The 26,187-nt window shown below is 58.5% G+C and carries 22 protein-coding genes; 13 read left to right on the forward strand and 9 right to left on the reverse strand.

From position 1 onward, the window contains the following. Positions 1-80: 80 nt before the first annotated feature. From ACIOWL_RS03695 to ACIOWL_RS03750, 12 genes are all read left to right on the forward strand, one after another. Complete coding sequence (locus ACIOWL_RS03695) at positions 81-1,160, forward strand: iron chelate uptake ABC transporter family permease subunit (protein WP_400381816.1); 1,080 nt, start codon at positions 81-83, stop codon at positions 1,158-1,160. Continuing rightward, the gene (locus ACIOWL_RS03700; protein ID WP_400381818.1) at positions 1,157-2,242 is read left to right on the forward strand and encodes a FecCD family ABC transporter permease; all 1,086 of its coding nucleotides are present in this window, start codon (positions 1,157-1,159) and stop codon (positions 2,240-2,242) included. The genes ACIOWL_RS03695 and ACIOWL_RS03700 overlap by 4 nt, the downstream gene beginning before the upstream one ends. An 8-nt stretch (positions 2,243-2,250) precedes the next feature. Further along, complete coding sequence (locus tag ACIOWL_RS03705) at positions 2,251-3,075, forward strand: ABC transporter ATP-binding protein (protein WP_400382390.1); 825 nt, start codon at positions 2,251-2,253, stop codon at positions 3,073-3,075. Positions 3,076-3,225: 150 nt separating this feature from the next. Beyond that, positions 3,226-4,257 carry a hypothetical protein gene (locus ACIOWL_RS03710; RefSeq protein WP_400381820.1) on the forward strand — a complete coding sequence of 344 codons (1,032 nt, stop codon included), beginning with the start codon at positions 3,226-3,228 and terminating at the stop codon, positions 4,255-4,257. 228 nt (positions 4,258-4,485) lie between these two features. After that, positions 4,486-5,547: a nucleoside hydrolase gene (locus tag ACIOWL_RS03715; protein WP_400381822.1), complete on the forward strand. Its 1,062-nt coding sequence runs from the start codon at positions 4,486-4,488 to the stop codon at positions 5,545-5,547. Positions 5,548-5,708: 161 nt separating this feature from the next. Next, positions 5,709-6,518 (forward strand): ECF transporter S component, encoded by an 810-nt coding sequence (locus ACIOWL_RS03720; RefSeq protein WP_400381823.1) that lies wholly within the window; start codon positions 5,709-5,711, stop codon positions 6,516-6,518. Between the two features lie 6 nt (positions 6,519-6,524). Further along, on the forward strand, positions 6,525-7,283 hold the full coding sequence (locus tag ACIOWL_RS03725; protein WP_400381825.1) for an energy-coupling factor transporter transmembrane component T family protein: 759 nt from the start codon (positions 6,525-6,527) through the stop codon (positions 7,281-7,283). Beyond that, a complete protein-coding gene (locus ACIOWL_RS03730) occupies positions 7,280-8,626 on the forward strand; it encodes an ATP-binding cassette domain-containing protein (RefSeq protein ID WP_400381827.1) in 1,347 nt (448 codons plus the stop codon). Before ACIOWL_RS03725 ends, ACIOWL_RS03730 begins: the two co-directional genes overlap by 4 nt. A gap of 122 nt (positions 8,627-8,748) precedes the next feature. Continuing rightward, on the forward strand, positions 8,749-9,138 hold the full coding sequence (locus ACIOWL_RS03735) for a (deoxy)nucleoside triphosphate pyrophosphohydrolase (RefSeq protein WP_400381829.1): 390 nt from the start codon (positions 8,749-8,751) through the stop codon (positions 9,136-9,138). Further along, positions 9,138-12,110 (forward strand): DEAD/DEAH box helicase, encoded by a 2,973-nt coding sequence (locus ACIOWL_RS03740; protein ID WP_400381831.1) that lies wholly within the window; start codon positions 9,138-9,140, stop codon positions 12,108-12,110. Before ACIOWL_RS03735 ends, ACIOWL_RS03740 begins: the two co-directional genes overlap by 1 nt. A 212-nt stretch (positions 12,111-12,322) precedes the next feature. Continuing rightward, positions 12,323-13,075, forward strand: a complete 753-nt coding sequence (locus ACIOWL_RS03745) for an SDR family NAD(P)-dependent oxidoreductase (RefSeq protein WP_400381833.1) — start codon at positions 12,323-12,325, stop codon at positions 13,073-13,075. Between the two features lie 184 nt (positions 13,076-13,259). Further along, a complete protein-coding gene (locus ACIOWL_RS03750; protein WP_400381834.1) occupies positions 13,260-14,333 on the forward strand; it encodes an alkene reductase in 1,074 nt (357 codons plus the stop codon). A gap of 105 nt (positions 14,334-14,438) precedes the next feature. Here ACIOWL_RS03750 and ACIOWL_RS03755 read toward each other — a convergent pair whose 3' ends face one another. From ACIOWL_RS03755 to ACIOWL_RS03770, 4 genes are all read right to left on the reverse strand, one after another. Then, positions 14,439-15,101: a GntR family transcriptional regulator gene (locus tag ACIOWL_RS03755; RefSeq protein ID WP_400381836.1), complete on the reverse strand. Its 663-nt coding sequence runs from the start codon at positions 15,099-15,101 to the stop codon at positions 14,439-14,441. Between the two features lie 144 nt (positions 15,102-15,245). Then, entirely contained in the window at positions 15,246-16,238 is a 993-nt protein-coding gene (locus ACIOWL_RS03760) for a transketolase family protein (protein WP_400381838.1), read from the reverse strand. Then, entirely contained in the window at positions 16,238-17,122 is an 885-nt protein-coding gene (locus ACIOWL_RS03765) for a transketolase (protein WP_400381839.1), read from the reverse strand. The genes ACIOWL_RS03760 and ACIOWL_RS03765 overlap by 1 nt, the downstream gene beginning before the upstream one ends. Positions 17,123-17,168: 46 nt before the next feature. Beyond that, positions 17,169-18,506, reverse strand: coding sequence for an MFS transporter (locus ACIOWL_RS03770; RefSeq protein WP_400381841.1), 1,338 nt, complete (start codon positions 18,504-18,506; stop codon positions 17,169-17,171). 246 nt (positions 18,507-18,752) lie between these two features. On the opposite strand from ACIOWL_RS03770, the gene ACIOWL_RS03775 reads away from it, so the two are divergent. After that, entirely contained in the window at positions 18,753-19,526 is a 774-nt protein-coding gene (locus ACIOWL_RS03775) for an SDR family NAD(P)-dependent oxidoreductase (RefSeq protein ID WP_400381843.1), read from the forward strand. 43 nt (positions 19,527-19,569) lie between these two features. Here the strand turns inward: ACIOWL_RS03775 and ACIOWL_RS03780 are convergent, their stop codons facing one another. From ACIOWL_RS03780 to ACIOWL_RS03800, 5 genes are all read right to left on the reverse strand, one after another. Then, positions 19,570-21,108: an ABC transporter ATP-binding protein gene (locus ACIOWL_RS03780; RefSeq protein ID WP_400381845.1), complete on the reverse strand. Its 1,539-nt coding sequence runs from the start codon at positions 21,106-21,108 to the stop codon at positions 19,570-19,572. Next, positions 21,101-21,952 carry an ABC transporter permease gene (locus ACIOWL_RS03785; protein ID WP_400381847.1) on the reverse strand — a complete coding sequence of 284 codons (852 nt, stop codon included), beginning with the start codon at positions 21,950-21,952 and terminating at the stop codon, positions 21,101-21,103. Before ACIOWL_RS03785 ends, ACIOWL_RS03780 begins: the two co-directional genes overlap by 8 nt. Next, positions 21,945-22,895, reverse strand: a complete 951-nt coding sequence (locus ACIOWL_RS03790; protein ID WP_400381848.1) for an ABC transporter permease — start codon at positions 22,893-22,895, stop codon at positions 21,945-21,947. The genes ACIOWL_RS03785 and ACIOWL_RS03790 overlap by 8 nt, the downstream gene beginning before the upstream one ends. A 4-nt stretch (positions 22,896-22,899) precedes the next feature. After that, on the reverse strand, positions 22,900-24,444 hold the full coding sequence (locus ACIOWL_RS03795) for an ABC transporter substrate-binding protein (protein ID WP_400381850.1): 1,545 nt from the start codon (positions 24,442-24,444) through the stop codon (positions 22,900-22,902). A gap of 202 nt (positions 24,445-24,646) precedes the next feature. After that, complete coding sequence (locus ACIOWL_RS03800; protein ID WP_400381852.1) at positions 24,647-25,936, reverse strand: MFS transporter; 1,290 nt, start codon at positions 25,934-25,936, stop codon at positions 24,647-24,649. Positions 25,937-26,187 lie beyond the last annotated feature (251 nt).

The raw sequence follows: 26,187 nt of genomic DNA on the forward strand, positions 1-26,187 counted from the left end.
GCGTGAGATACGCACTGTCTGCCCAAAACCGTCCGCAACGCATAGCGTGGATTAAGTTATGCCCGCAGAATGTTTGGAAAGTGACCACGTTGAGCTCTTCTAGCCCCACGGCGACCGCAACAGACACCAGCGGCAAGCCGGTCACGGTCCGTGGAGTAGCCGCCAATAACCGAAACCGGCTGGTAATCCTTATCTGCGCTGTGGTTTTGCTGGCCGTGGTGACCGCCCTGAGCATCATGGTCGGAGCCCGCAATATCGCATTCTCGGTGGTCTGGGAAGCAATGACCAACCCCCAGGAAATCGACGAACACTTTGTGATCCGGGACCTGCGCATCCCGCGAACCATCGTGGGGCTGGGTGTCGGATGTGCGCTTGGTATTGCTGGCGCCCTGATCCAAGCTTTGACCCGCAATCCACTGACCGACCCCGGAATCCTCGGGGTGAACTCTGGCGCGGCATTTGCCGTGGCCGTTGGAGTATCGGTGGCCGGGATCTCGGCTATCGAGCAATACATCTGGTTCGCGTTCATCGGTGCGCTGCTGGCCACGGTGGTCGTCTACGCCATTGGGTCATCCGGGCGCGGGGGAGCGGATCCACTGCGACTGGTGCTGGCCGGTGTGGCCCTGGGCGCTGTGCTCGGCGGGTTGACCAGCGCTATGACCTTGTTTAATCCCAAGGCCTTTGACCAAATGCGCGGCTGGGGCGCCGGCTCTATTGTGGGCCGCAGCCTTGATGTCTTTTGGCCCACGGTACCGTTCATGGTTGTCGGATTGCTGTTGGCGGCATTCTGCGCACGCTCGCTGAACTCGATTGCCCTGGGAGACGACCTCGCCAAGGCGTTGGGAACGCAAGTGTTGCGCACTCGAATTCTTGTGATTATCGCTGTGACCTTGCTGGCCGGCAGCGCTACCGCGGTGGCCGGCCCTATTGGATTTGTTGGCTTGATGATCCCGCACGTTTCGCGGTGGCTGGTAGGCCCAGACCAACGATGGATCCTGGCGTATACCGTGGTTCTCTCGCCGCTGTTGTTGCTCTCTGCGGATGTGGTTGGCCGGTTGATCATTCCGTCCATGGAGATCCCCGTTGGCATTCTGACCGCCATTGTTGGAGCCCCGGTCCTAATTGTCTTGGTCCGTCGCAGAAAGGCTAGTGGACTATGACACAGCGAGTAGTCGAAGGAACTGAAGTTAAACACTATGCACCGGTGAACTACGGTCGCCGCGTGGTGCGGTGGCGCGTAGGCAAACTGTGGTTCAAAAGCGACCTGCGTGTAGTCGGAGTCTGCCTGATCCTAGCCGCGGTTGGGATTGCAGTTTTCCTGTTCAGCCTAGCCAGCGGCGAATATCGAATCTCACTCCCGCAGCTGATGCAAGCACTAACCGACAGCACCGAGTCATTCACCCGAACGGTGGTTGTTGAATGGCGTATGCCAAGAGCCCTGGCTGCGCTGGCCTTCGGCGCGGCTCTGGGGGCCAGTGGCGCGGTGTTCCAATCGCTGACCCGCAACCCCTTGGCCAGCCCGGACATCATTGGTTTCTCGGCCGGAGCCTACTCCGGAGCGTTGCTGGTGATCATTGTGATTTCCGGAAACTACTTGCAGGTAGCGGCAGGTGCACTGGTTGGGGGACTGATCACCGCTGCGCTGGTGTATCTGCTCGCATTCAAACGAGGTGTTCAGGGCTTCCGCTTGATCATTGTCGGTATCGCAGTCTCCGCGACACTGAGCTCCATCAACACCTGGCTGTTGTTGACCACCGACCTGGACACCGCCATGATGGCGGCGGTCTGGGGCGCCGGGTCGCTGAACGGAACAACCTGGACCCAGGCCGGGGTTGGGTCATTGCTGGCCCTCGGCCTGCTGCTGGTAATTTTGCTGCTGGCCCACACCCTACGCCAACTGGAAATGGGTGACGACGCAGCCAGCGCACTGGGAATCCGGGTGGAACCGGTGCGGCTGCTGATGATGCTGCTCTCGGTGGGGCTTGTCGCCGTGGTGACCGCGGCTGCCGGACCGATCTCCTTTGTGGCGCTGGCGGCGCCGCAGATTGCTCGACGGGTGGCCGCCACGGCAGGAAACTCCGTGGTGCCTTCGGCGCTCATGGGGGCGGTCCTATTAGCTGCCTCGGACTACGTGGCTCAACACGCACTGCCCATGATGCTACCGGTGGGAACCGTCACCGTGGTGATTGGTGGCGGATACATGATCTGGCTGTTGGTCAGGGAAGCAAGGAAAAACAACTGATGACAAAAATGGGTCTGGAACCGATCAGCCAAACGACCGGTCACCGGCTTCAAGCCGAAGACGTACGGCTTGGATATGACCGCAAGATCATCTCCGAGCATTTGAACGTACAGATTCCGGAGCATTCATTCACCGTAATTGTGGGTCCGAACGCCTGCGGAAAATCCACCTTGCTGCGTGCCTTGTCGCGCCTGCTCAAGCCGAGCCAAGGGCAAGTGCTGTTGGATGGGAAATCGATCAGCTCCATCAAGGCCAAGGAAGTTGCCCGCGCGTTGGGGCTGCTGCCGCAAAGCTCCGTGGCTCCCGAAGGCATCACCGTGGCAGACCTCGTGGCCCGTGGGCGGTACCCGCACCAGGGATTGATTCGCCAATGGACCGACTCGGATGAACTTGCCGTGGCCCAGGCCATGGATGCAACCTCCGTCACCGAACTGTCCACCAGACTGGTTGACGAGCTGTCCGGCGGGCAGCGTCAACGTGTCTGGGTTGCCATGGTGTTGGCCCAGCAAACACCAATCCTGCTGTTGGACGAGCCAACAACATTTTTGGATATTGCCCACCAAATTGACCTGCTGGAACTGTTCACCGACCTTTACCTTGATGGAAACACCCTGGTCGCCGTGCTTCATGATCTGAATCATGCGGCCCGGTATGCCACTCACCTGATTGCCATGAAAGACGGAAAAATTGTGGCACAGGGACCGCCGGCAGAGATCGTCACCGAAGAAATGGTTGAACATACCTTTGGTCTTGCCTGCAGGGTAGTCCCGGATCCGGTGACCGGCACTCCTTCGGTAATTCCGTTGGGCCGAGACCGCAGCGGTGTCCGTTAAGTTTTCTCGTTTCAACGTGTCCGGTAGGCGACGTGCTTCGTCTGCCCAGCGTTGCCCATGAGCCCTAACGTTGAAGTTGGGCTATGGCGTCCTACCCATACCACCCGTCCTGCCAGGATGGGTCTCGCAATCAGTCAAGGAATTCATTTCATGTCGTCTCTAACCTCGCTACCGGTACGCCGGTTCTCGGCTTCCCGAACCTTGCTCGCTTCCGTGAGCATGTTGCTTGTGGCCGGCTTGGCCACCGGCTGTGGCGCATCCGCAGAGCCCGAGGCCGCAGCTACCCCCACTCCTTCTGAAGAGATCAACTTCAGCTACGAGGACTACACGGCAACAATCCCGGGCAACCCGCAGCGAGTGGTGGTCCTGGACAGCCGCGCCGGATTGGAAATGGCGTTGCTTGCCGGATACCCAATTGTTGCCACCGCCTATGACGAAGACGGACCGCTCTCACCGCTGGTTTCCGCGGATGCGAAGCACTTGAAGAGCACCGCGTTTGAACTGGACCGTGAAGAAATCGCCTCCTACAACCCGGACCTGATTGTGGTGGGTGACGGCTGGGGCAAATACTACGACGGCGAGGGCTTCGACCTTGGCAAGATCGCGCCGGTCCTCCAGGTTAACAGCGGAACCGATGTGAGCGAAGATCCGGCGAAGGAACCGTTCAAGGCCATGACCGATCAGCTGGCGTTGCTTGAGCGCACCAGCCAGTCGGATGCGGCAATTGCCGCCTACGAGACCTCGGTTGCCGAAGCCAAGGAAAAGATTGGCGCCTACACCGAAGGCAAAACCGCGAGCGTCATCCACGCTCCGGTGGACAACTTCAACGTGATTTCGGATGAAGCGATCTACGAGGTAGTACTGCCGGCCCTTGGCTTCAGCATCCTGGAAAACGACGTCATCAACGATGCCCCGGCAGCGCAGACCGGCACCGGTCACGTGCTGAGCTACGAGAATGCGGTCAAGGCTCTTGGTGATGCCGATATGCTCATGGTGTACAAGGCTGACGAAGGCGCTGACCTGGACCCAGTGCTCAAGCGTGTTCCTGCCGTTGAGGAAGGAAACTGGATTGATGGCAACCTGGCCCAGCGTTTCGGTTTCGCCCTGACGTACAAGAGCCTGGTGGATGACATTGTTGAGGACGTTGAAGGTTTCGAGGACTTCTCCGCTACCTCCAAATAATCTCTCCTGACCCGCGCAAAGTGGGCGGGTGCGTGAGCCTAGGTGGTGGGATCTGTTTCATCTGATCCCACCATCTAGGCTTTGTGCTTTTCAGAACGCAGAGTTGATCAAAAATCTGGCTCAAAACGCGCCATACCCAAAGCCCGGTAGCATTTGGTGAGGTGAGGGGTTACAGCCGTGACTACCAAAGACACCGTCACACCTAATGCGAGGAGTTAGCCAGTGAACATGGATGGGACAACTGCGGAGCGTGTCCGGTTGCTGGTGGATAATGACACCGGCATTGATGATGCGCTGGCGCTGGCCTATCTGTGCGCCTGTGAGCATGTGGAGATCGTGGCGGTGACAAGTACTCCGGGGAACGTTGATGCGGACCGCGTCGCGGCGAACAACCGTGCGCTCTTGGCCCTGTGCGGCAGGCCGGAGGTACCGGTGCTCATTGGTGCCCGTACCCCGCTACAGGTCGCGCTGACCACCACGGAGGAAACCCACGGCCCGCAAGGTGTCGGTTATGCAACGCTGCCGGACCCTGCACCTTCCAATGGCTTGGGTGCTGAGGACGCGGTGGACTATTGGATCAAGGCCGCCAGAGAACAACCGGGTGAGCTCACGGCCCTGCTGTGTGCCCCACTGACAAACTTTGCCTTGGCACTGCGCAAAGAACCGCGCCTGCCGTGGTTGCTGCGCAAGGTGGTGATCATGGGCGGAGCCTTCTACTATCAGGGGAACACCACCCCAACCGCGGAATGGAACACCCACGTGGACCCGCACGCCGCGGCCGAGGTTTTTGCCGCCTACACCGCGGCGGCCGAAGCCGGGCTGGATGAAAACAAACTGCCCATCGTCTGCTCGCTGGACACCACCGAGCGCTTCGAGATGCAGCCGGAGTTCGTCAACGAACTGTCCCAAGCCGCCGGGTACGGACCAGAACCTGTCCTCCCCGAAGACCCGGAGGGCACCCGAAGCCAGTCAGGCAATCAACTGATCCGATACCTGTCTGACGCATTGCGATTCTACTTTGAGTTCCACCGTGCTTACGATCAGGGATACATCGCCCACGTGCATGACTACTTTGCCGCAGGGGTCGCAGCAGGCACTCTGGAATACTCTGTCCGCCCTGCTTCCGTGGATGTCGAAACCGAGTCGCCCTTGCTGTTCGGCACCACCGTGGCGGACTTCCGTCACCTATGGGGCAAAAAATCCAATGCCTGGGTGGTCTCGGATAATGACCCCGTTCAAGGCTTCGCGGAGCTGAAAAGAAAACTCTCCGCCTTGGCCCAACAGGTGTAGGCGCTTGGGAGGTCCGGGAGCCTTAGGGATATCTCAAAGGAACTTGCAAACCGTTAATCGGCTATACTCTTCTACCGGGTCGAGGTGACATAGACCCGGAACTTGTCGGCTGACGGTATTCCCGTTGTCGGCCCCAGAACCGACCGAGGAATATTCCCACCATGTCACCAAATCTGCTCGTGAGCGAGACCAAACCCGCGCACGTTCTGCGCAACCGGCTGCTGGCAAGCGCCGGAACCGTCCTGCTTGTCGGTACCTATCTGACCCTAGTGATCACCCAGCCGGTTGAACTGGCCGAAGGGCTGGGGCAGGGCGTCGCACTGGCCACCTTTGCCGCGTACCTCGTAGCCGCCATCCTGCTTTTGGCAGCGGTGCTTCCGGAAATCCCCGTTTCCACCTTGACCTTGATCCCCGTCGCCTTGGCCCTGAATATCCTCTTAGGCCAGTTTGTCGGATCGGTCTTGCTCCCGCTGTATCTGGATTCCATTGGAACCGTGCTGATCGGATTTTTGGCCGGACGCCGTGCAGGAGCTGCCACCGGTGTGCTGAGCACCCTGATCTGGTCGCTCTTCGCGCCCACCGTTTTGCCTTTCGCCGCAGGGGCCGCCTTGGTAGGTTTCTTGGCCGGAACCGCCGCACGGTTCGGTGCGTTGCGCCGTGTGTACCTTGCACCCATTGCTGGTGCGCTCGCCGGTGTGGTGGCCGGGGTGATTTCAGCCCCTGTAGCAGCCTTTGTCTACGGTGGCACCGCCGGTGTGGGAACCGGCGCGGTTGTCGCCGCGTTCCGGGCCATGGGGGATTCATTGTTCTCGGCCGTGACCAAGCAGGCGCTCATTTCCGATCCGGGAGACAAGGCAATTGTTTTCCTGATTGCGGCCTTGCTGGTTTACGCGCTGCCCAAACGATTGAGCGGCAGCTTCGAATTTGTTCGTCGTTACCGGGTCTTGGGGCGCCGGACAGACAACCGGTAATCACGTATGTCCCGCAGTGAAGCAACCCTTCATCCCTTCACCATACTCAGCCTTGGAATTGCCGGCGTCGTGGTCACCACCGCGGTGGGCTCGTGGCCTTTGAGCTGCGCGGTGATTGCCGTAAGTTTTGCCGTCGCAGGGTGGCAAAAAAAGCTTGGCAAACTCAGTGCCTTATCCGCGGCGCTGATTGTTCCCACAATGGGATCCCAGCTGTTGATTCATGGACTGGTCGCCAGCTCCGAGGTGCCGGCATTGTTCGAGGCCGGTCCGGTGCGGGTCACTGCCGCTGGATTGGAAATTGCGTTGCTGCTGGGATTGCGTACCGCGGTACTGGTGGTGGTGGGTTTGCTGTGTGTTTTGCTGATTGACATCCATGATCTGGTGGCCGCCATCGATATGTCTAAGGCTCCACCGCAGCTGGGTTATCTCCTGGCCTCGACCCTGTTTTTGCTCCCGCAACTGGCGCGTAAACAGAAAACGATTGGGCAGGCACAGCAGCTGCGTCACGCGGGCACAGGCAGCGGGGTGCGTGGGTGGTTTCAACGGCTTCGTTTGCGTGCAGTTCCCTTGGTGCTGGGGTCGCTTGAAGATGCTTCGCTTCGTGCACCGCACCTGGCCGCGCGTGGTTTTCCTGCGAAACAGGCAACCAGCAGGCTGCGCACGCTGCATGACTCAGGTTGGCAACGCGCCATGAGGTTCACGGCGCTGGGTGTTGCCGTGCTCGGCCCGCTGACCTTGCTTCTTGTTCAGAAAGCCGGAGTATGAAAAGCAACCAGGGAACCGTGACGCTGAGTCTTGAACTCAAGAGCTTTCGTTATGACGGGGTGCGGGACTCCTCACTGCAGGAGATCAGCCTTTGGCTGGCACCAGGCGAACTGGTCACGGTGACCGGGCCATCTGGAAGCGGAAAGTCCACGCTGGGTATGGTGCTCGCCGGAATGCTTCCTCGACGCGGAATGGATCGGCTGATTGGCACCGTCAGTGTTGGAAGCCAACAGGTCGAGTTCACCACCGAGAGCCAGCCGGAGATTGATTTGGCCCGCTGGGCTCAACACGTGGCATTGCTGCCCCAGGACGCCAGGCACTACCTTTCAGGTATCCGAGAAACGGTTCGCGAAGAACTGGTTTTCTCGCTGGAAAATCAAGGTCTAGCGCGAGAACTCATGCACGACCGCGTCCAGGAAACATCTGCAGAGTTTTCGATAGGTCACCTTCTGGACAGCGCACCGGAGAATCTTTCTGGCGGGCAACAGCGTTTGGTCGCCCTGGCTGCCTTGGCCATCACGAACCCCGATGTAATGGTGTTGGATGAGCCGTTTGCGGGGCTTGATGTCCACGTGAAACAACGTGTACACAGCCTGATTGGCCGGTTGCGCGCTAAGGGCACGGGGATTGTTATTCTTTCTGACCGGGTGGATCAGGAAAGTTCTGATGACGTCGTGTATCTGAGCAGGGCTGATGCGAGCCAAACTCATTCCCGGAGCTTGCTGACATTGGCAGAACGTGCACCTCACACGCCAACCGAGCAGATCAATCTTGAACTACGGGACGTCAGTCTCGGTTATGACACAGCGTTTGCTGCGAACTTCAATCTGACCCTGCATGCCGGTGAATGCGTGGGGATCACTGGCCCTAATGGAACAGGAAAGAGCACCCTGCTCAAAACGGTAGCTGGTTTGATCAAACCGCTGGCCGGGCAACTGAGTGTGGTGAACCCGGGCCTGCTCTTGCAGAATTCGTCTGATCAACTTTTTGAACGCACCGTGTTGCGCGAAGTGAGCTTCGGCCTGTCCCGCGCTGAACGCGGTGCGGTGGCAGAGGTGCTCGATGTGCTTCGGCTTTCACACCTGAGCGATAGCCATCCGTACGAGCTTTCTGCCTCCGGCCGCAGGCTGCTTGCCTTGGCAACGGTAGTTGTTCGCAAGCCGGCGGTGCTTCTCCTGGACGAGCCCACCGAGGGGCTTGACCATGAGGGCCGGCTGCGGTTGCAGGAAATCATTGATTTCACGCTTGAGCAGGGAAGCTCGGTGCTGCTGACCAGCCATGACGAGGAATTCATCAAGCATGAGACTCATCGAACGCTGGCCGTTCAGAACGAAAGAGACTGAATATAGCGTTCCGTTCTGATTTTTGTCATCGCCTGCTGCGAAATTCCGAAAGCGTCGGGCTCGGTAGATAGGATCGTTTTGGACGATCGAGACCTAAACTAAAAAATTTCGGGGGCAAAAGTTTGAAGAAGCGGATCAACGTAGTCGGCGCAGTTATTGTACGAAACGAAGAGATTTTGTGTGCGCAACGAGGTTTCGGTGGAAGTCTCGGCGGAATGTGGGAGTTCCCAGGCGGAAAAATTGAGGCCAACGAAACTCCTCGAGAAGCATTGGAACGTGAAATCCGAGAGGAATTGCTGTGCGAAGTGAGCGTTGGAAGCGAAGTAACGACAACTGTTCATGAATATGATTTTGGAATCGTTTATCTGACAACGTTCTACTGTGAGCTCGTTGCTGGAGAGCCACAACTTACCGAACACGAAGAAACTGTGTGGTTGCCAAAGTCTCGACTCCTTGAGATCGATTGGGCACCTGCAGATATTCCGGCTGTCGAGTTGATCCGAGGGGCATAGTGAGCAATCCACAAGATTTGGTATTGACTGGTGACCTCACCGGAGATGTGACCTTCGGATTCCTCGATGGGCGGCAGCAGTCTAGGAGACAGCATCATCCACGTGTCGTATTGAACGCTGACGGCAGTACGGTCTTGCGCATTCTGCGCGAAGAGATCGTGCAGTGTGACGAATTCATTTTCTCTGTTGCATTTGTAACGCCGAACGCGATTGCTTTGCTTAAGCAAGAACTCGTGGAGTTCACTGGTCGAGGTACTATCGTCACTTCAGACTACTTGGGATTCAACTCGCCACAAGCGTTCAGTGAGCTTCTCAACCTGAGAAGTCTTGGTATCGATGTTCGGATCCACGAGGCCAAGGCGTTCCACCCTAAGGGGTATGTGTTCAAAAGTGGCCAAGTTGTCACCGCAATGGTGGGAAGCTCTAATCTCACTGGTAACGCGATTGTCCGGAACCATGAATGGAATCTGAAAGTTTCAGCTGCTGATGATAGTGATCTTGCTTTACAGCTATCCGCGCTAGTGGAAAACCAAATAGTGGGTTCTGTCGAGTTGTCTCAAAGGTGGATCGATGCCTACGCAGTGAGCTATGTTTCGCCTGAACAACGAGGTTCAGTTAAGAAAGAATCGCTGGAGGCACTGGTAGAAGTCTTATCGGATGCAAAACGTGATCCACAGGACGTGCTACCCGAAAACCCTGCTATCCCTGAATTGCAGATGCCCATCGTACCGAATGCGATGCAGAAGGAAGCGCTGAAACAAATTGAGAAAGCGCGTCTAGGTGGAGAATCACGAGCTATCGTCATTTCCGCCACAGGTACGGGAAAAACTATTCTCTCAGCGTTGGAAGTACGTGCGGCGCAACCACACCGCTTTCTGTTCCTGGTGCATCGTGAGCAGATCCTTGACAAGACGATAAACGAGTACCGGAGAGTGCTTGGTGGAAATGATAAGGAATTTGGCAAACTAGCCGGATCTTCCAAGGACAGCGACCGTAAATATGTTTTCGCGACCATCCAGACTCTGTCGCAGTCACACGTGCTTGGCACATTCCCCGCAGAATCGTTTGATTACATCATCATCGATGAGGCACACCGCGTTGGTTCTGAAACTTACAAAAAGGTGCTGGATCATCTAAAACCTAATTTCTTACTGGGTCTGACCGCGACTCCTGAGCGTAGCGATGGGTTCAACGTCTTTGAGTTTTTTGACTACAACGTTCCATACGAAATTCGGCTTGGGAACGCCCTCGAAGAAAATATGCTTAGCCCATTTCACTATTACGGGATTGCCGATATTGAACTGGATGACCTGACAAACCTAGACGCGACTGATGATCTACGGCATCTGGTTTCGGCTGATCGCATCGAGCACGTAGTTGACGCATTGGGAAAGTATGGACAGGCCGGGGTTAAAACGAAGGGTCTAATCTTCTGTTCGCGAAAGGAAGAAGCCCGTCAGTTATCTGTAGCGCTTAACGAGCATAGGGTTTGGGGAGAAAAACTTCGAACGGTTAGCCTCAGTGGTGAAGATTCCATCGAGCGCAGGGAAAAGGTCGTTGCTGCGTTAGAACGCGGGGAAATCGACTACATACTCACTGTCGATATCTTTAATGAAGGTGTAGATATCCCCAGCGTCAATCAGGTTGTGATGCTGCGCCAGACGCAGTCCGCAATTGTGTTTGTTCAGCAATTAGGGCGCGGGCTGCGCAAGGCGCCGCGGAAAGATTATCTGGTAGTCATCGACTTCATAGGCAACTACACGAATAACTACATGATTCCGATTGCTTTGTTTGGTGATGAGTCTTTGAACAAGGAATCCCTCAAAGAAAAGATGATTGCGAGTGAGCAAGCTGGCGTCTTGGCTGGTTTGTCGAGCGTTCGTTTCGACAAGATATCGCAGCAACGTGTGCTTGAATCTATCCGGACTACATCGTTAGACAGTATCCTGCGACTCAAGGGTGCTATGCAGGCAATGCGTAACCGGGTAGGGGAGGTGCCTAGGCTCTTTGACTTTTACAGGTTCCAATCGGTAGACCCGATACTTCTTGCGACTAAGAAAGAGAACTACCCTGCACTGGTTCAGACGCTTTTGAAATCTGAGCATCAATTCAATGCGTTTGAATTTAGTGCGCTTTCGTTGCTGTCTCACGAAGTACTGCCGGCGAAGCGTCCGCATGAACTCATTTTGTTGCGAGAGCTAGTTCAGCATCGAGTGATAACAAGGGAGTATCTGCAGCAACAGATCGAGCTTGAAGGCTACCCCGCATCCGATTCTCAGATTCAAAGCGCCATTGATACTTTCACGTTGGCAGAACATGGGCAGACTGATCAACAAAGGTACAAGATCTCGCTTATAGATTGCGAGGGTGACGAGATCCTGGGTGATGAGAGGTTTCTCGATGCATACCAAGGTAACGGAGATTTCACCGTCGAAGTTGACGACATTATTCAAACCGGCTTGGCCATAGTTCAAGACCGGTATCCGGGTGATAAACCGTTCGTAGTTGGTGCTCAGTATTCGCGTAAGGAAGTAACGCGGCTTCTTGACCTTCCACGCAAATGGACATCTACGTTGTATGGATACAGGGTTGTTGAAGAGCTAGCGGTTTGTCCAATCTTTGTCACGCTTCACAAATCGGATGAGGTGTCCGCGAGCACCGCGTATCAAGACGAACTTATCGACCCTTCTCAAATGAGATGGTTTACTCGTTCGCGCCGCACTTTACAGAGTGGCGAAGTGAAAGCCATCGTTGCCAACAGCGTCGACCTACACGTATTCGTGAAGAAAGACGATGCAGAAGGAACAGAGTTTTTCTACCTAGGGCAGGCAGAAGCGAGGAACGCAATTCAAAGCACTATGCCAGGGAAAAACGGTGAAGCGCTGGACGTTGTTCATATGAGTCTGCACTTTGAAGAAGGAATCGACACAGCTTTGTTCGACTATCTACGACCCAATGAAGCCTTGAGTTAGTGCGGATGAACGCATCGAGCAGCAGCATTCTGTTAACCTTCAAGGAAATAAACGTGATTCCAGGTGCAGAACAGCGCTGCTCACTTCTTGTGGCCAACCGCACACGCTTTTGATTGACGCGTCATCGATATTTTGGCTAAATCGGAGTAACGTCAAAGATCAGAGGTCAACGGAAACACCGTGACTAACTTCCAGCAGAGAGTGGGTTCATCATGGCTCAGTATGATGTAGCGGATCGTTCAGCAATCGTCACCGGGGCTGGCTCCGGAATCGGACATGCTATTGCTATTCTCTTGGCGGAGAATGGCACCAAGGTTGTTGTCCAGGATCTAGATGCTGATGCCGCTCAGGCCACCGTTGAGACCATTAACGCCGCCGGTGGCCAGGCAGTTGCCGTGTCCGGTGACGCCAGCTCAACCGAAGTTGTTGAAGAAACCATCAAGGCGGCAACCGCCATGGCTCCGCTGAAGATCGGCGTGAACAACGCCGGCATCGGCGGTCGTTCGGCCAAGGTTGGCGAGCTGACCGACGCGGACTGGGAAAAGGTTGTCTCGGTCAACCTCAACGCAGTCTTCCGCGGCACCCGCGCACAGGCTAACGTCATGAGCGAAAACGGTGGCGGATCGATCGTGAACATGGCTTCGATCCTCGGCTCGGTGGGTTTCGCCGGCAGCTCTGCCTACGTTTCCACCAAGCACGCAGTGGTTGGCCTGAGCAAAAACGCCGCCATTGAATACGCCACCGAAGGCGTGCGCGTGAACAGCGTTGCTCCAGGTTTCATCGACACCCCGCTGCTTCGCAAGATGCCAAAGGAGGCTTATGACGCACTGGTCAGCAAGCACCCAATCAACCGACTGGGCCAGCCAGAAGAGGTTGCCGCGCTGGTAGCCTTCCTGGTCAGCGATGCCGCTTCCTTCATCACCGGCAGCTACCACCTGGTTGATGGCGGCTACACCGCAATCTAGCAGGGTTTCAGGCACGCCACGGACCGCAACCCGGTACCGTGGCGTGTCTGTTTTTAAGCCCAGTTTGGGGAAGCGGAGCTGCCCCGAGATCAGTTAGCCACCTCACCTTCGAGGTCATGGTGGAATACCTGAGGGTCCAGTCCGGTTGCACCAAGCATCCGCAACCCCCAGGAAGGCACCACCCATGGATTTGTTCTCCCCGCTGACCCTCGGCGATCTTAAGCTCTCCAACCGTCTGGTGATGGCACCCTTGACACGTTCCCGTTCCTCCAAGGACGGTGTGCCGACCGCAGAAGTTGTCGAGTACTACCGGCAACGTGCTTCCATGGGTCTGATTGTCACCGAAGGCACCTACCCCAGCGTTACCGGACAGGGTTTTGTTCGCCAGCCAGGCCTGGTCACCGCAGAACAGATTGCCGGCTGGAAAAAGGTCACCGACGCAGTCCATGCCGAGGGCGGGCTGATCGTGGCCCAGGTAATGCACGCCGGACGCGTGACCCACCCGGAAACCACCGGCGTCGATCATGTTGAGGCTCCAAGCGCCATCGCCATCAACGGCGAATCCCACACCTACACCGGCAAGCATGCGTATCCGGTGCCTCGGGCACTCAGCGCAGAACAGCTGCCGGAAATCATCGAGCAGTTTGTCACCGCCTCGCGTAACGCCATCGCCGCCGGATTCGACGGTGTTGAGCTGCACGGAGCCAACGGCTACCTGCTGCATGAATTCCTGGCCCCAACCTCGAATACCCGCACCGATGCCTATGGCGGTTCGCCGCAGAACCGTGCGCGTTTCGTGATCGAGGTAGCGACCGCGGTGGCAAATGCCATTGGAGCGGGCAAAACCGGGCTGCGCATTTCGCCGGAACACAACATCCAGGACGTCCTGGAACTGGATGCCGCGGACGTGGCCGCCACCTACACCGCACTGCTGGAAGGCATTGCCCCGCTGGGCCTGGCCGCCCTGAGCATTCTGCACAAGGACCCGTCTGGAGAACTGGTGCAGTCCCTGCGCAAGACCTTTGCCGGCCCGGTCCTGCTGAACACCGGTTTCCAGAGCATCACCACGTATGAAGAAGCCAGAAACGTGGCTGCCGAAGGCTGGGGAGAAGCCGTGGTGGTTGGCCGCCCAGCCATTGCCAACCCGGATCTGGTTCGCCGCTGGCGCGACGAGCTGCCGTTGAATGAGCTGGATGCTTCTACCCTGTACACCGAGGGAGCACCGGGCTACACGGACTACCCTTTCTGGCAGAACTAAGCCACTGAACCGTTCAGTTCTCAACTGACATCGGCTGCCCTCCGCACGCTTTCAGGCGTGTGGAGGGCAGCCGATGGTTTTGTTCGCTGTTGCGGGCTGTCCAGGTTATGGAGTCATGAGGGTTTCCGCGGCGATACGCATATGCTCGGCAATTTCCGTGTTCACCGCGGCGCTGTCCCCGGACTCAATGGTATCCACGAGCTTGAAATGCCGTGCGACATCCATATTCTTGACACCACGTTCGAAACCGCCAAACATGATGGACATCCGGATGGAGCCTTCGAGCTGCTCCCACGAATGGAGCAAGGTGTCATTTTCCGAGAGCCGGCAAAGTGTGCGATGGAATTCGAGGTCTGCCTCGATACGTTCCTCAATGTCGTTGCCGGACAGGTCATCCATGCGGCTCACCGCGGCACGCAGCTGAGCCAGCGCGCTGTCGAGATCATCACGCTGCAGCAAGGTGATGGCCGCGAGGGTTTCGAGTGATGCCCGGACGGCAAAAATATCCTGGATTTCTTTGTTATCCAGGTGCCGAACCGACAAACGCCCGCGCTCGCCGGCGGAAACAAGCCCTTCCTGCTCCAACTGGCGAAGGGCTTCGCGCAAGGTCCCGCGGCTGATCTGCATCGAAGCGGATAACTCCGTCTCCACCAGGTGGGTGCCTTGGCCCAGTTCACCGGTGGTGATGGCCCGGCGCAGAGCGATCAAGGCCTGTTCGCGCAGGCTTTTCTTGCGAAGTCCCACGAGGGAGGAATCGGCAATGGCCATGGCGTGCCCCTAAGAAGTAGATTCAGATGTTGATTGTTAACAGTTGATTCTAGCGTGTCGACAGGATCAGACGGGAATACCCGGTTCAGGGATGAGGGTTTGAGTTCCTCACCTTGAACCGGGCATCAAAGTTCACGCCAGGCCTTAGCCGAGCTCTGAGAGAACCTTGGCGACAATCGCGTTGATCGACAGACCGTAACGATCGTGCAGGGTTGGAAGCGCGCCAGCATCAAGGAATTCATCAGGCAAGGCAATGGGAACCACCTTGTTGGAGATTCCGCCACGAACCATGGTTGAAGCCAGGGTCTCGAACAACCCGCCAATGACCGAATGATTCTCCAAGGTCACCACAAGACGGTCGCCGGCTACTTCCTTCAGGACGGTTTCCGAGTCGAACGGCTTGATGGTGGGCGAGTGCACTACCGAAACATCCACGTGGTGCTTGGCCAGCTGTTTTGCGGCATCCAGCGCCCGCATGGTCATCAGCCCGCTGGAGACAAACACCACGTCGGTCCCGCCGCGCAAAACCTTGGCCTTGCCCAGTTCAAAGGTGTAATCGTACTCATCCAAGACCGTGGGAACCTTGCCACGCAGCAGGCGCAGGTAGCTCGGTCCTTCGGACTTGGCGAGCTGAGGTACTGCCTGCTCGATGTCGATCGAATCGCAGGGGTCCACGATCGTCAGGTTGGGCATCCCCCGGAAGATCGCCATGTCTTCGGTGGCCTGATGGCTGGGGCCGTAGCCGGTGGTCAATCCGGGCAGACCGCCGACAATATTCACGTTCAGGTTTGGCTCGGCGATATCCAGGCAGAGGAAATCGTAGGCACGGCGGGCTGCGAAGACCGAGTACGTCGAGGCGAAGGGAACCATCCCGGTCTCGGCAAAACCTGCGGCGGCCCCGAAAAGCAGCTGTTCGGCCATCCCCATCTGGAAAAAACGGTCCGGGTGCTGCTCGGCGAAGATGTGCATATCGGTGTACTTGCCCAGATCAGCGGTCAACCCCACGATGCGTGGATCTTCGTCAGCGGCCTTCGCCAGGGCATGGCCAAAGGGTGCCGGGGCGGTTTTCTGACCGGGCTCGGCGAATGAGGCGATCATGGCCGAGGTCTTCAGGCGTGGTTTTGCGGTGGTAGACATTAGGAGTTGCTCCCTTGGAATCCTTCGGTCAGTTGGTCTCGGCAGATCTGCCATTCGTTTTCTTCAATGCGCATGAAATGAGCTTTTTCGCGTTGCTCCAGTAGCGGGACCCCGCGGCCTACCTTGGTGTCGCAAAGGATGACCGAAGGCTTCCCGGTGCTGGCGGACTGCGCGGAGATATTATCGAATGCCTGCAGCAACGCCTCGGGGTCATTTCCATTAACCCGTTGGGTGTACCAGCCGAAGGCTTCCCATTTTTCACTGACCGGTTCGGTGCGCAGCACCCCGGCGGTCGCCCCGTCGGCCTGCAGCGCGTTGATGTCCACCAAGGCGGTCAGATTCCCCAGCTGGTGGTGCGAGGCGCCCATGGCCGCTTCCCACGTGGATCCTTCATCCAGCTCGCCGTCGGAGAGGAAGTTGATCACCCGTTGGTTCTTGTGTTGATAGCGGAAACTCAGCGCCATTCCTACCGCGATGGACAATCCATGGCCCAGCGAGCCGCCGGAGATTTCCATGCCCGGGGTGTAGGTGGACATGCCCGACATCGGTAGCCGCGAGTCATCTGAACCGTAGGTTTCCAGCTCTTCAACCGGAATGATGCCTGCTTCGGCTAATGCCGCATAGAACCCAATGGCGTAGTGCCCGGTGGAGAGCAGGAAGCGGTCCCGCTCTTCCCACTCTGGTTGAGCCGGGCGGTAGTTCAGTTGCTCGGTGAATACGGCGGCGAGCATATCCGCTGCTCCCAGCGCTTGGCCTACGTAGCCTTGGCCTTGGACTTCGCCCATATTCAAGGAATGGTGGCGGATGCGGTAGGCGGCCTCGCGGACCTTCGCAGTTCGCTGCGTGAGATCCAGCTTCTGATGGTTGATGGCGGTGGTTGCCACGGTGGGTCCTTTCAATGATTCACAGGGGTCAATGCGGTTGGGCCGTTTAGGCGTCGCACTTTTGGGCATCGGCGGCGATGGCCTGATCTGCCAGTTTCCTCTCCCGTGCGCCCCAGGTTTCCTTGGTGAGCAGCGCTGCCCACAGGCCGATGAGCGCGTAAGCGATAAACAACACGGCCGGGCCCATCCAGCCGAACTGCATGTACAGCAAGGTGGTGATAAACGGGGTGAATCCGGAGACCATGGCCGAGATCTGGTAGGCCAGCGAGGCCCCGGAAGAACGGGTTTTGGCCTGGAATAGTTCCGGGAACCAAGCCCCTTGGGACCCTGCCATCGAGTTTTGGCAGATGGCGTAGGAAACGATGATGGTCGCGATGATCATCAAGAATGATCCGGTGTTCACCATGAGGAACATGGGGATTCCGAAGAGGGCCGCAAAGGTGCAGGCAAACAGGTACACGCTGCGCCGGCCGATTCTGTCCGTGAGCCGTCCCCATCCGTAGGTGGCGAAGATGCCAATGGCCGAGGCGATGCTCAGGGCCGTCAGGGTTTCCCAGTTGGCTGCCAGGCCGGTGGTGTGCAGGTAGGAGATCATGTAGGTCACGGAAACCGCATAACCTGCGGTTTCGGCGATACGAAGTCCAATGCCGCGCAGGATATTGCGCCAGTCGGTGCGAATAACTTCCTTGATGGGGGACTTGACGATGTCCCCGGACTTTTTCACGTCCTCGAAGACCGGGGATTCGGGGACCTTCGAGCGGATGATCAGACCCACAATGACCAGCAGCAGGCTGGCTAGGAATGGCACACGCCATCCCCAATCGCCAGGCAGCTGCACGCTGACCAGGAATACCAGGTTGGCCAGCAATAGCCCCACTGGGAAGCCGGACTGGACGATGCCGGTGAACCTGCCCTTTTGTTTCCACGGTGCGTGTTCGTAGGTCATGAGGATTGCTCCGCCCCACTCGGCGCCGAACGCCAGACCCTGGACAATGCGGACAATCACCAGGAGGATCGGGGCCAGAACTCCGACCTGGTCATAGGTTGGCAACAGGCCGATGAAAAACGTTGCCAGACCCATCACGATCAGCGAAGTGACCAGCACCGGTTTGCGGCCAATCTTGTCACCCAGGTGGCCACCGATGATGCCACCCAGCGGCCGGGCCGCAAAGCCGACACCCAGGGTGGCGAAGGCCGCGAGTGTCCCGATCAGCGGATCGGTGCCGGGGAAAAATGCGTGGCCGAAATAGAGTGCTGCGGCGGTACCGAAGCCGATGAAGTCATAGGTTTCAATGGTGGCTCCGACGCTGGAACCGACCGCGACGCGTTTGGCGTCCTTGGTGCCGTGGATCGGGCCACGCATTTCTAAAGCTTCGCTGCTCATGAGTGGATCCCTTCGTAGGTTGGTGGATCAAATGAACTTTCATTGTTGACAGTCAACACTAATAGAAGTGTGAGCGCCAGCACAACAATTGTCAAGAGAAATTTAACAGTTGACTGTTAACAGTGAACATTACTATGGTGGTGTGCACCACAGATTTTTTTGAGGTGCTTGTTCGGAGTTGAACAACGCAGCGAATGAACTTACCCGATTCACCGGACGGGAAGTTGAGCAGAAAGCAGGAAACCAATGAATCAAACCCAGCGCACCGCCGTTCTCACTGGCGCCACCTCTCCCTCCGGGATTGGCCTGGAAACCGCACGCCACCTGGCCAGCGAAGGATGGGGGATCGTCGTCCTGGACCTGGATCAGGAAGCCTCGGTACGGGTCGCCCGCGAGATCGCCGAAGAGTTTGCCGTTCCGGCCTTCGGCCATCAGATCGACGTGGCTGATGAAGATTCTGTTGCCAGCGCCCAGGAGGCGGTCGCGGCCCAGGTGGCCTTGGGAAACCTGCCGCCTACCGGTGCCGTGATCAACATTGCCGGGATTACGTCTCCCGTGGATTTCCTCGACACCACCTTGGCGATCTGGAACAAGATCATGACGGTCAACGCGACCGGTACCTACCTGGTAACCAAGGCATTTTTGCCTGAGCTGATCAACAACGGCTGGGGCCGGGTGATCAACATGTCCTCGGTCTCCGCGCAACGTGGCGGCGGAGTGTTCGGCAAGGTGCCCTATTCCTCGGCGAAAGCCGCAATTCTTGGTTTCACCAAGGCGCTGGCTCGCGAGATCTCGGCATCCGGGGTCACCGTCAACGCCGTTGCCCCCGGTGCGGTGGATACAAACATTCGGGTGGGGAGCACCGATGCGCAGGAAGCCGCCATCGCCGCGGGTATTCCGATCGGGCGCACCGCAACAACTGCCGAGATCGCCTCGGTGATTGGATTCCTTGCCTCGGACGGAGCGTCCTACCTGACCGGCACCACGATTGACATCAACGGCGGCAGCCACATGCACTAGATGGAAAACAGCCAATGGAGGTGGGCGGGCCGGCCGGTGATGCTCAGCGTGCTGGCTGCACCGGGCCGGACCGGTCCAAGGCCGCCACAAGGTCCTTGCTGTGCGGGTGTTCGGGGGAGGACAGGAAATCTCCCAAGCTCCGGTGCTCCACCAACCTGCCCTCGAAAAACACCGCAACGCTGTCGCTGACGTAACGGATCACTTCCAGGTCATGTGAAATGACCACCAGCCCCACACCCAGTTGCTCACGCAGTTCGAGGAGCAGATCCAGGATGTGGCGCTGCGCCACCGAGTCCAGGGCGGACGTCGACTCATCGCAGATGAGCACCTGCGGCTTGACCAGCAGCGCTCGGGCGATGGACATTCGCTGCAGCTGGCCACCGGAACACTGGCCGGGTTTACGCTCCAGCAGTTCGGGAGGCAGGCCAACCTTGGCGAGCGCCTGCATGATCTCATCCGTTGCCTGTTCGGCCGGCAATCGGTGCACCGCGGCCAGCAACCCGGTGCGCAGGGGCAAACGCGGATCAAAAGACGCATAAGGTTCCTGGGAAATCACCTGGACCGCAGGAATTTCGGTTGTCCCCTCGGGGGCAATGATCTGCCCGGTGCTCGGCTTTTCCAGGCCTGCCAGCAACCTTGCGAAGGTGCTTTTTCCCGAGCCGGAGCGGCCCACCACACCAAGGATTTCGCCGGTGTGCAGGGTCAGGGTGGTGGGGGCCAGGGCCGCCGGTCCCTTGGCCTTGCGGGTGTAGTTTTTCCCCGCTTCCACCGATTGCAGGAGGGCGGTAGCGGAAACCTCCCGCCCAGGGTGCGTGGCGGGCAGGCTTGCCTGAACCAATTCTTGGGTCAACGGGTGCCGGTCCTCGGCAAATAATTCGGTGGTGGAGCACTGGTCAACGATTGCGCCGTCGCTGACCATCACCACACGATCAGCAATTGAACGGATGCTGGAGATGTCGTGGGTAATCAGCAGGACACCCAAGGACCGTTCCTGCTGTTTGCTGCGCAGCAGCTGAAGCACCTCGGCCTTTAACGTGGAATCCAGCGACGAGGTCGGCTCGTCGGCCAAGATGAAATCAGGGTCCGCGGCCAGGGCGATGGCCAACATGGCCCGCTGGGCCATACCGCCAGAGAGCTGGTCCGGGAGTTTGCCGGCAATCTCCGCCGCGGGGAACAGGCCCACTTCTTCAAGAAGCGAATGGATTTTGGCTTCGTGGAGACGCGACTTGCCCCAGCCGTAGGCACCCAAGGCTTCAAGCATGTGCGCCCTGATGCTCAGGCGAGGATTCAGCACCCGTTTGGGCTGCTGGAAAAGCATGCCGATCCGCTGACCGCGTACCTGATCCATGTCTTGGCTCTTGAGCTGGTCTATCCGCTGGCCATCAAGCACTACCTGTCCGGTCAACTCCAGCTGGGCTGGGAGCAGCCCCATGATCGCCTTGGTGAGCATGGTTTTCCCGGAGCCAGAACGACCCACAACGGCCACCAGCTCGCCAGCTTGCAGGCTGCCGCTCACCGTGGACAGCAGGGACTTGCGGGCGCTGGTGACACAAAGGTCGGTGAATACTAATTCTCTAGTCATGGGTTTCCGCCTTGGCCTCGGTGGCGAGCACATCCTGTCCGTTCAGCGACTGGGTAATCCGGTTGCCCAGCAGGGTGACACAGAAACTCACCATGAAGATCGCCGCCCCGGGAGCAATAAGTCCCCACGGAGAACGGATAGCGTGCGGCTGGGCTTCGGCAAGCATTGAACCCCAGTCCGACTGCGGCGGCTGGACGCCGATTCCCAAATAGGACAATGATCCGAGCAGCACCAGCAGCAGGCCGAAACGCAGCGCCGCTTGGGCCAGCACCGGGCCGGCCACAAAGGGCAGCACGTGGTGGCGCAGGATAAACCAGCGGGAGGCACCCACATGGTGCGAGGCTTCAACGTGGTGTGTGGATAGGGCTTGGGCCGCCATGGAGCGAACCAACCGGGCGGTGGGGGTCCACGAGACCACTCCCACGGACAGCACCATGGTGCCAAAGCCCGGGCCCATCACTGCAATGATCAACAGCGCAATCACGATTTCCGGCAAGGCCAGCAGCAGGTCGTTGATACGCAGGAAAAACTCATCCAGCCACCCGCCGCGCAGCGCACTGAGCAAACCCAGAAGTGTTCCAACCAGCAAAGAAAACAGTGTGGTGATCAGGGCCACCGACAAGGAGAAACGGCCGCCATGCAAGACTCGGCTCAAGGTGTCGCGGCCCAGTGCATCGGTGCCCAGCCAGTGCGCCCAACTGGGACCCTGCAACCGGTCAACCAGGCTCTGCGCATCCGGGTCGTAGGGTGAAATCCAGGGTGCTGCGATGGTCAGGAACACGACTGCCAGCAGGATGAGTGCCGGAGCGGAGAGAAGGATGCCTTTGACGGCTTTTCTAGTCATGGCGTGCTCCGATTCTCACATTTGGATCACTGAGCTTGTGCACCAGATCAATCAATCCGGTGGCGAGGACCGCGCAGGCAACCACCACAACAACCCCGCCCTGGGCCACCGGAATATCGGCGTCAACGATTGAGTCGAAGATCAACCGTCCCATTCCCGGAATGGCAAAAATGACTTCAACAATAACCGAGCCGCCCAGCAGGCCGGCAAACCACACACCCACCATGGTCCATAGGGGCAGCAAGCCGTGCGGAATGACGTGCCGAATCAGGGTCCGGGTGCTGCTCAGCCCGCGAGCACGCGCCGCCAGAACATGTTCGGAATCCAGTGCTTGACGCACACCGGAGCGCACGGCAACGGTGAAAAAGCTGATGGGGCGCAGGCATAGCACAAACACCGGAAGCACCAATGAGGCCGGGGAATCGAAACCGGCCGAAGGCAGCAGCGAGAGCCTCACGGCGAAGAGCAGAACCAGCAACGGCGCCAGTGCGTATTCGGGGATGGCGATCAGTGCATGGGTTGCAGACGTGATCACCTTATCCGGCCACTGATCGGCCCGGGTGGCGGCAAGAACTCCCAAGAAGATGGAAACCACCACGGCTACCAGCAGCGCGCTGCCGGCCAGCGCCAGAGTGACGCCGATGGCAGGCAGTACCTGGTCGGCCACCGGCGTCCCGCTGATGTGGGAGATCCCCATGTCCCCGCTGAAAAACCGGCCGAGCCAGCGGCCGAACTGCACCAGCATGGGGTCGTGCAGGCCGAACTGCTCGGCATAGGCCGCAACAGTTTCCTCATCCGCCGCCCCAATATCCATGCGGGCGCGCAGCAACGAGCGCACCGGATCTCCGGGGGAGAGGAATGGGACTAGGAAAACCGCGAGGGATGCCACGAGGACTGCTGCGCCGAGTCCCAGGATTCGGCGCAGCACAGCGGTGACGGGCAACAAGTTACTGGGTCTTCGCCAGATCCTTGGTCAGCACGTAGCGGGTCAGCGGGTCCTGCACGTACCCCTGAACCGAATTGCCCACCCCGTCGATTGCCTGCTCGTTGACCAGCCAGACGTTGGCCGCATCTGCGGCCAGGATGTCTCCGGCCTGGCGGTACAGATCGTGGCGTTTGGCCTGATCGCCTTCCACCAGTGCCTGGGCGATCAGCGCGTCGTAGTCCTTGTTGCAGTAGTGGCTCAGGTTGTAGCCGCCGTCGCAGGTGTAGTCGGCCTGCAGGAATCCAATCGGATCGGCGATATCGATCATCCGGTTGCGCTGGCTGAGGATCATGTCGTAGTTGCCGGCCAGGACCTCGGGCTCGACCGCACCGTAGGACTTGGTCACCACGTTGGCTTCCAGCCCGATCTGCTTGAACTGTTCCTGGATGATGGCGCCTACCCCGGCGAACTCAGCGCGCTCGGTGATGGCGATGATCTCCAACGGCTTCTCCTGCTGGTAGCCGGACTCGCTCACCAGCTTTTTGGCTTCCTCGATGTTGACCGCTGGAACACTCAGCTCGGTGTTGGCCCAAGGCTCGGTGGGAGCAAAGGGGCCGGTGGCCGGCTGGGCGGCGCCTTCGTAGATGCTGGCGGCGATGGCCGGAAGATCCAGCGACATGGTTGCGGCCTTGCGCAGATCCACGTTGTCGAATGGAGCGCGGGAATTGTTCAGGTACAGCGTAGCGGTACGCGGTGAATCGGCCTTGAGCACGTTCACTGCGTCATCTGCCTCAAGGGTGGCCAAGCTGGTAGCCGGGATGGACATTGAAATGTCGGCTTCACCTGTCTGGACCTGGGTTGCACGGGTGGCGCCCTCGGTGATGTAGCGGATTTCGCCGCCAGCCAGTTTCACCTCGCCATCCCAGTAGTTCTCATTGCGGTCAAGGGTCAAGGACTGACCGGCTTTTTCAGAGATCGGAGTGAAGGGGCCGGTGCACTTGCCGAAGGGGTCGATACCCTTGGCGGTGTAGGCGGCAGGAGCCAGGATGCCCGCATTGACGCTGGCCATCCGGTAGGGAAGCAACGGGTCGGTTGCAGGGGTGGTGATCCGGACGGTATCTGCGTCCAGTGCTTCAACCCTGCTGATGGTTTTCGGATTAACCGCGCGGGCCGGAGCGGTTGCCTCCAGCACATGGTTCAGCGAGGCGGCTACGGCGGTGGCATCCATGGCGGTGCCATCCTGGAAGGTGACACCTTGGCGAAGTTCAAAGTCCCATTCGGTATCCGAGGACTGGGTCCACGATTCCGCCAGCATTGGCTCGACTTTTTGCTCGGTCTGGTCGTATTTCGCGAGGGTTTCCAAGCATCCAGCGATAGACAGCACGTAGGCGTCATCACTTTCCAAAGCCCAGTTGGACACCGGCGCACGGAAATTCGCCACCACTGCGCGGGCCTCCGGATCCGCGGATTGCGAGGGAGCAGCGCTCGTTGTGGACGAGCTGCAGGCGGTCAGGGCGAGGGCGACGGCCGCTATGCCGGCGGCGACACTCAAACGTCCAGTGTTCATGGAAATCCTTAGGTATTACGTGATGAAGCGGCTACTAAAGCGTTAGAGCCTTCGTAAGCGTACCCTAAGTGAGTATTGATTTATCCAGTACGTGTGGAGGCTAACGCGGGGCGCTAACCCTGCCAGCGCGTCCTGGTTTAAGACCCGCCGGTGAGTAGTGCTCAGTTGGTGAGGCGCATGGAAGTTTGCTCTGACATTGATGTCATATATTGCCTTTTAGCCCGGGCGCCGAAGCCAACTCACGGTGACGCACTATCCGGGCTGCGCCCCACGCGGCCAGAACCAAGGGGATGGCGAGAACCAGCCAGGGGATCGAGCCAGGTACCGTGCCAAGCGCGGCCTGGCTCAGCAACCAGCCAATGGCGATATTTCCCAGCAATACTGCCAGGCCGCCGCAGCTGGAGAGCAGGCCGAAATAGGAACCGGTGGCGTTGGAACCAGCGAATTTGGGGACTAGCGACAATGCGGTGGGATGCACACTCATATGCCCCAACGTCAGGAACGTAATGGCGACCAGCAGGTGAACTGGTGCGTCAAGCCGCCCAAAGATTGCTGGCGGGACAAAAGCAATGACCATGAAACCCGTAGCACTGAGCAGATAACCGCACCGCAAGGTCCTGGCAGCACCTAGCCGGGCCGCCAGCCATGCCACCGGTAACTGCAGTCCCAAGGTCAGGATGGAAATCCAAGCAAAAACCAGCCCTAGCCACTGGGTTGGTTGCCCCAACCGCGCCAGCTCCAACGGGATAGCCAGGTACAGCTGGTTGTAGGCCAGTAAATCCGAGGCATGCAGTGCGCAGAACGCCGCGAACTTCCGGTCGGACAGGCATCGACGCAGGCTTCCCGGGTGGGAGGATGCAGCCGTGTCGTGTTGCCGGTGATGGTTCGGGCCGGTGCGACGCCGAAGGGTCACGGCCAGGAAAAGACCCACCGCAAGAAAGAATATCGCGCCAAAACTTGCAACGGTGGAGAAGCCCCAGCCCCACAAGGCTGCGCCGATCAGCGGACCGGTGACCGCGCCGAGCTCTCCGCAAATACTCAACCAGGCGAATAGTGTCGCCCTTCTGGCACCTGTCGGCAGCTGGCTGTCGCGGTTGTTCTGGGCCGTGGCAACCAGGATGTTCAGGCCCGGTGAAAACAGCGCACCGCCGAAGCCGGTGAGCAGTGTTCCTACGATGAACATCCACAGTTTCGGGGTGGCCGGCCATAATGAGGCGGCCAACGTGAAGAACCCGGCTGCGCGCACCGCGCAGCCAATGAGGATCATGCTTCGCGCCCCGAAGCGGTCCGCGAGGCTGCCTCCCACAAGGAACAATCCCTGCTGCGCAAAGGTCCTGATGCCGAGGATCAGCCCCACCGCTGTGGCGGCCAGCAGGAAATCTTCGGTGAGCACCACCGCCAGAAACGGCACCACCGCGTAGAAACCAATGTTGAACAGGGTTTGAGTTCCGAGCAGGACTGGAATTTCAAGGCGTGAGCGGATGGTTTTCATGGACCTCGGGGGATGCGGTGGATGCGGTGAGCGCTGTCGCAGGGATGGGCCCGGTGAGACGGAGTCATTCCCATGGTAGCCAAGGGGTGTGTTGGCGTGCAGATCCATCTTCTAGCACGGAACCCGATTCCACACCCCGAGATGACGCGGATCTAAAGAGTTTTTGCGGTCTTCGGCTGATCTCACCGGGCCCTCAAATCAGCTCAAAAAAGAAAAAATCGACATTATTACGCTCGTAATCTTGACTTATG

It is taken from the genome of Glutamicibacter sp. NPDC087344, assembly GCF_044744225.1.
Classification (GTDB): Bacteria; Actinomycetota; Actinomycetes; order Actinomycetales; family Micrococcaceae; genus Glutamicibacter.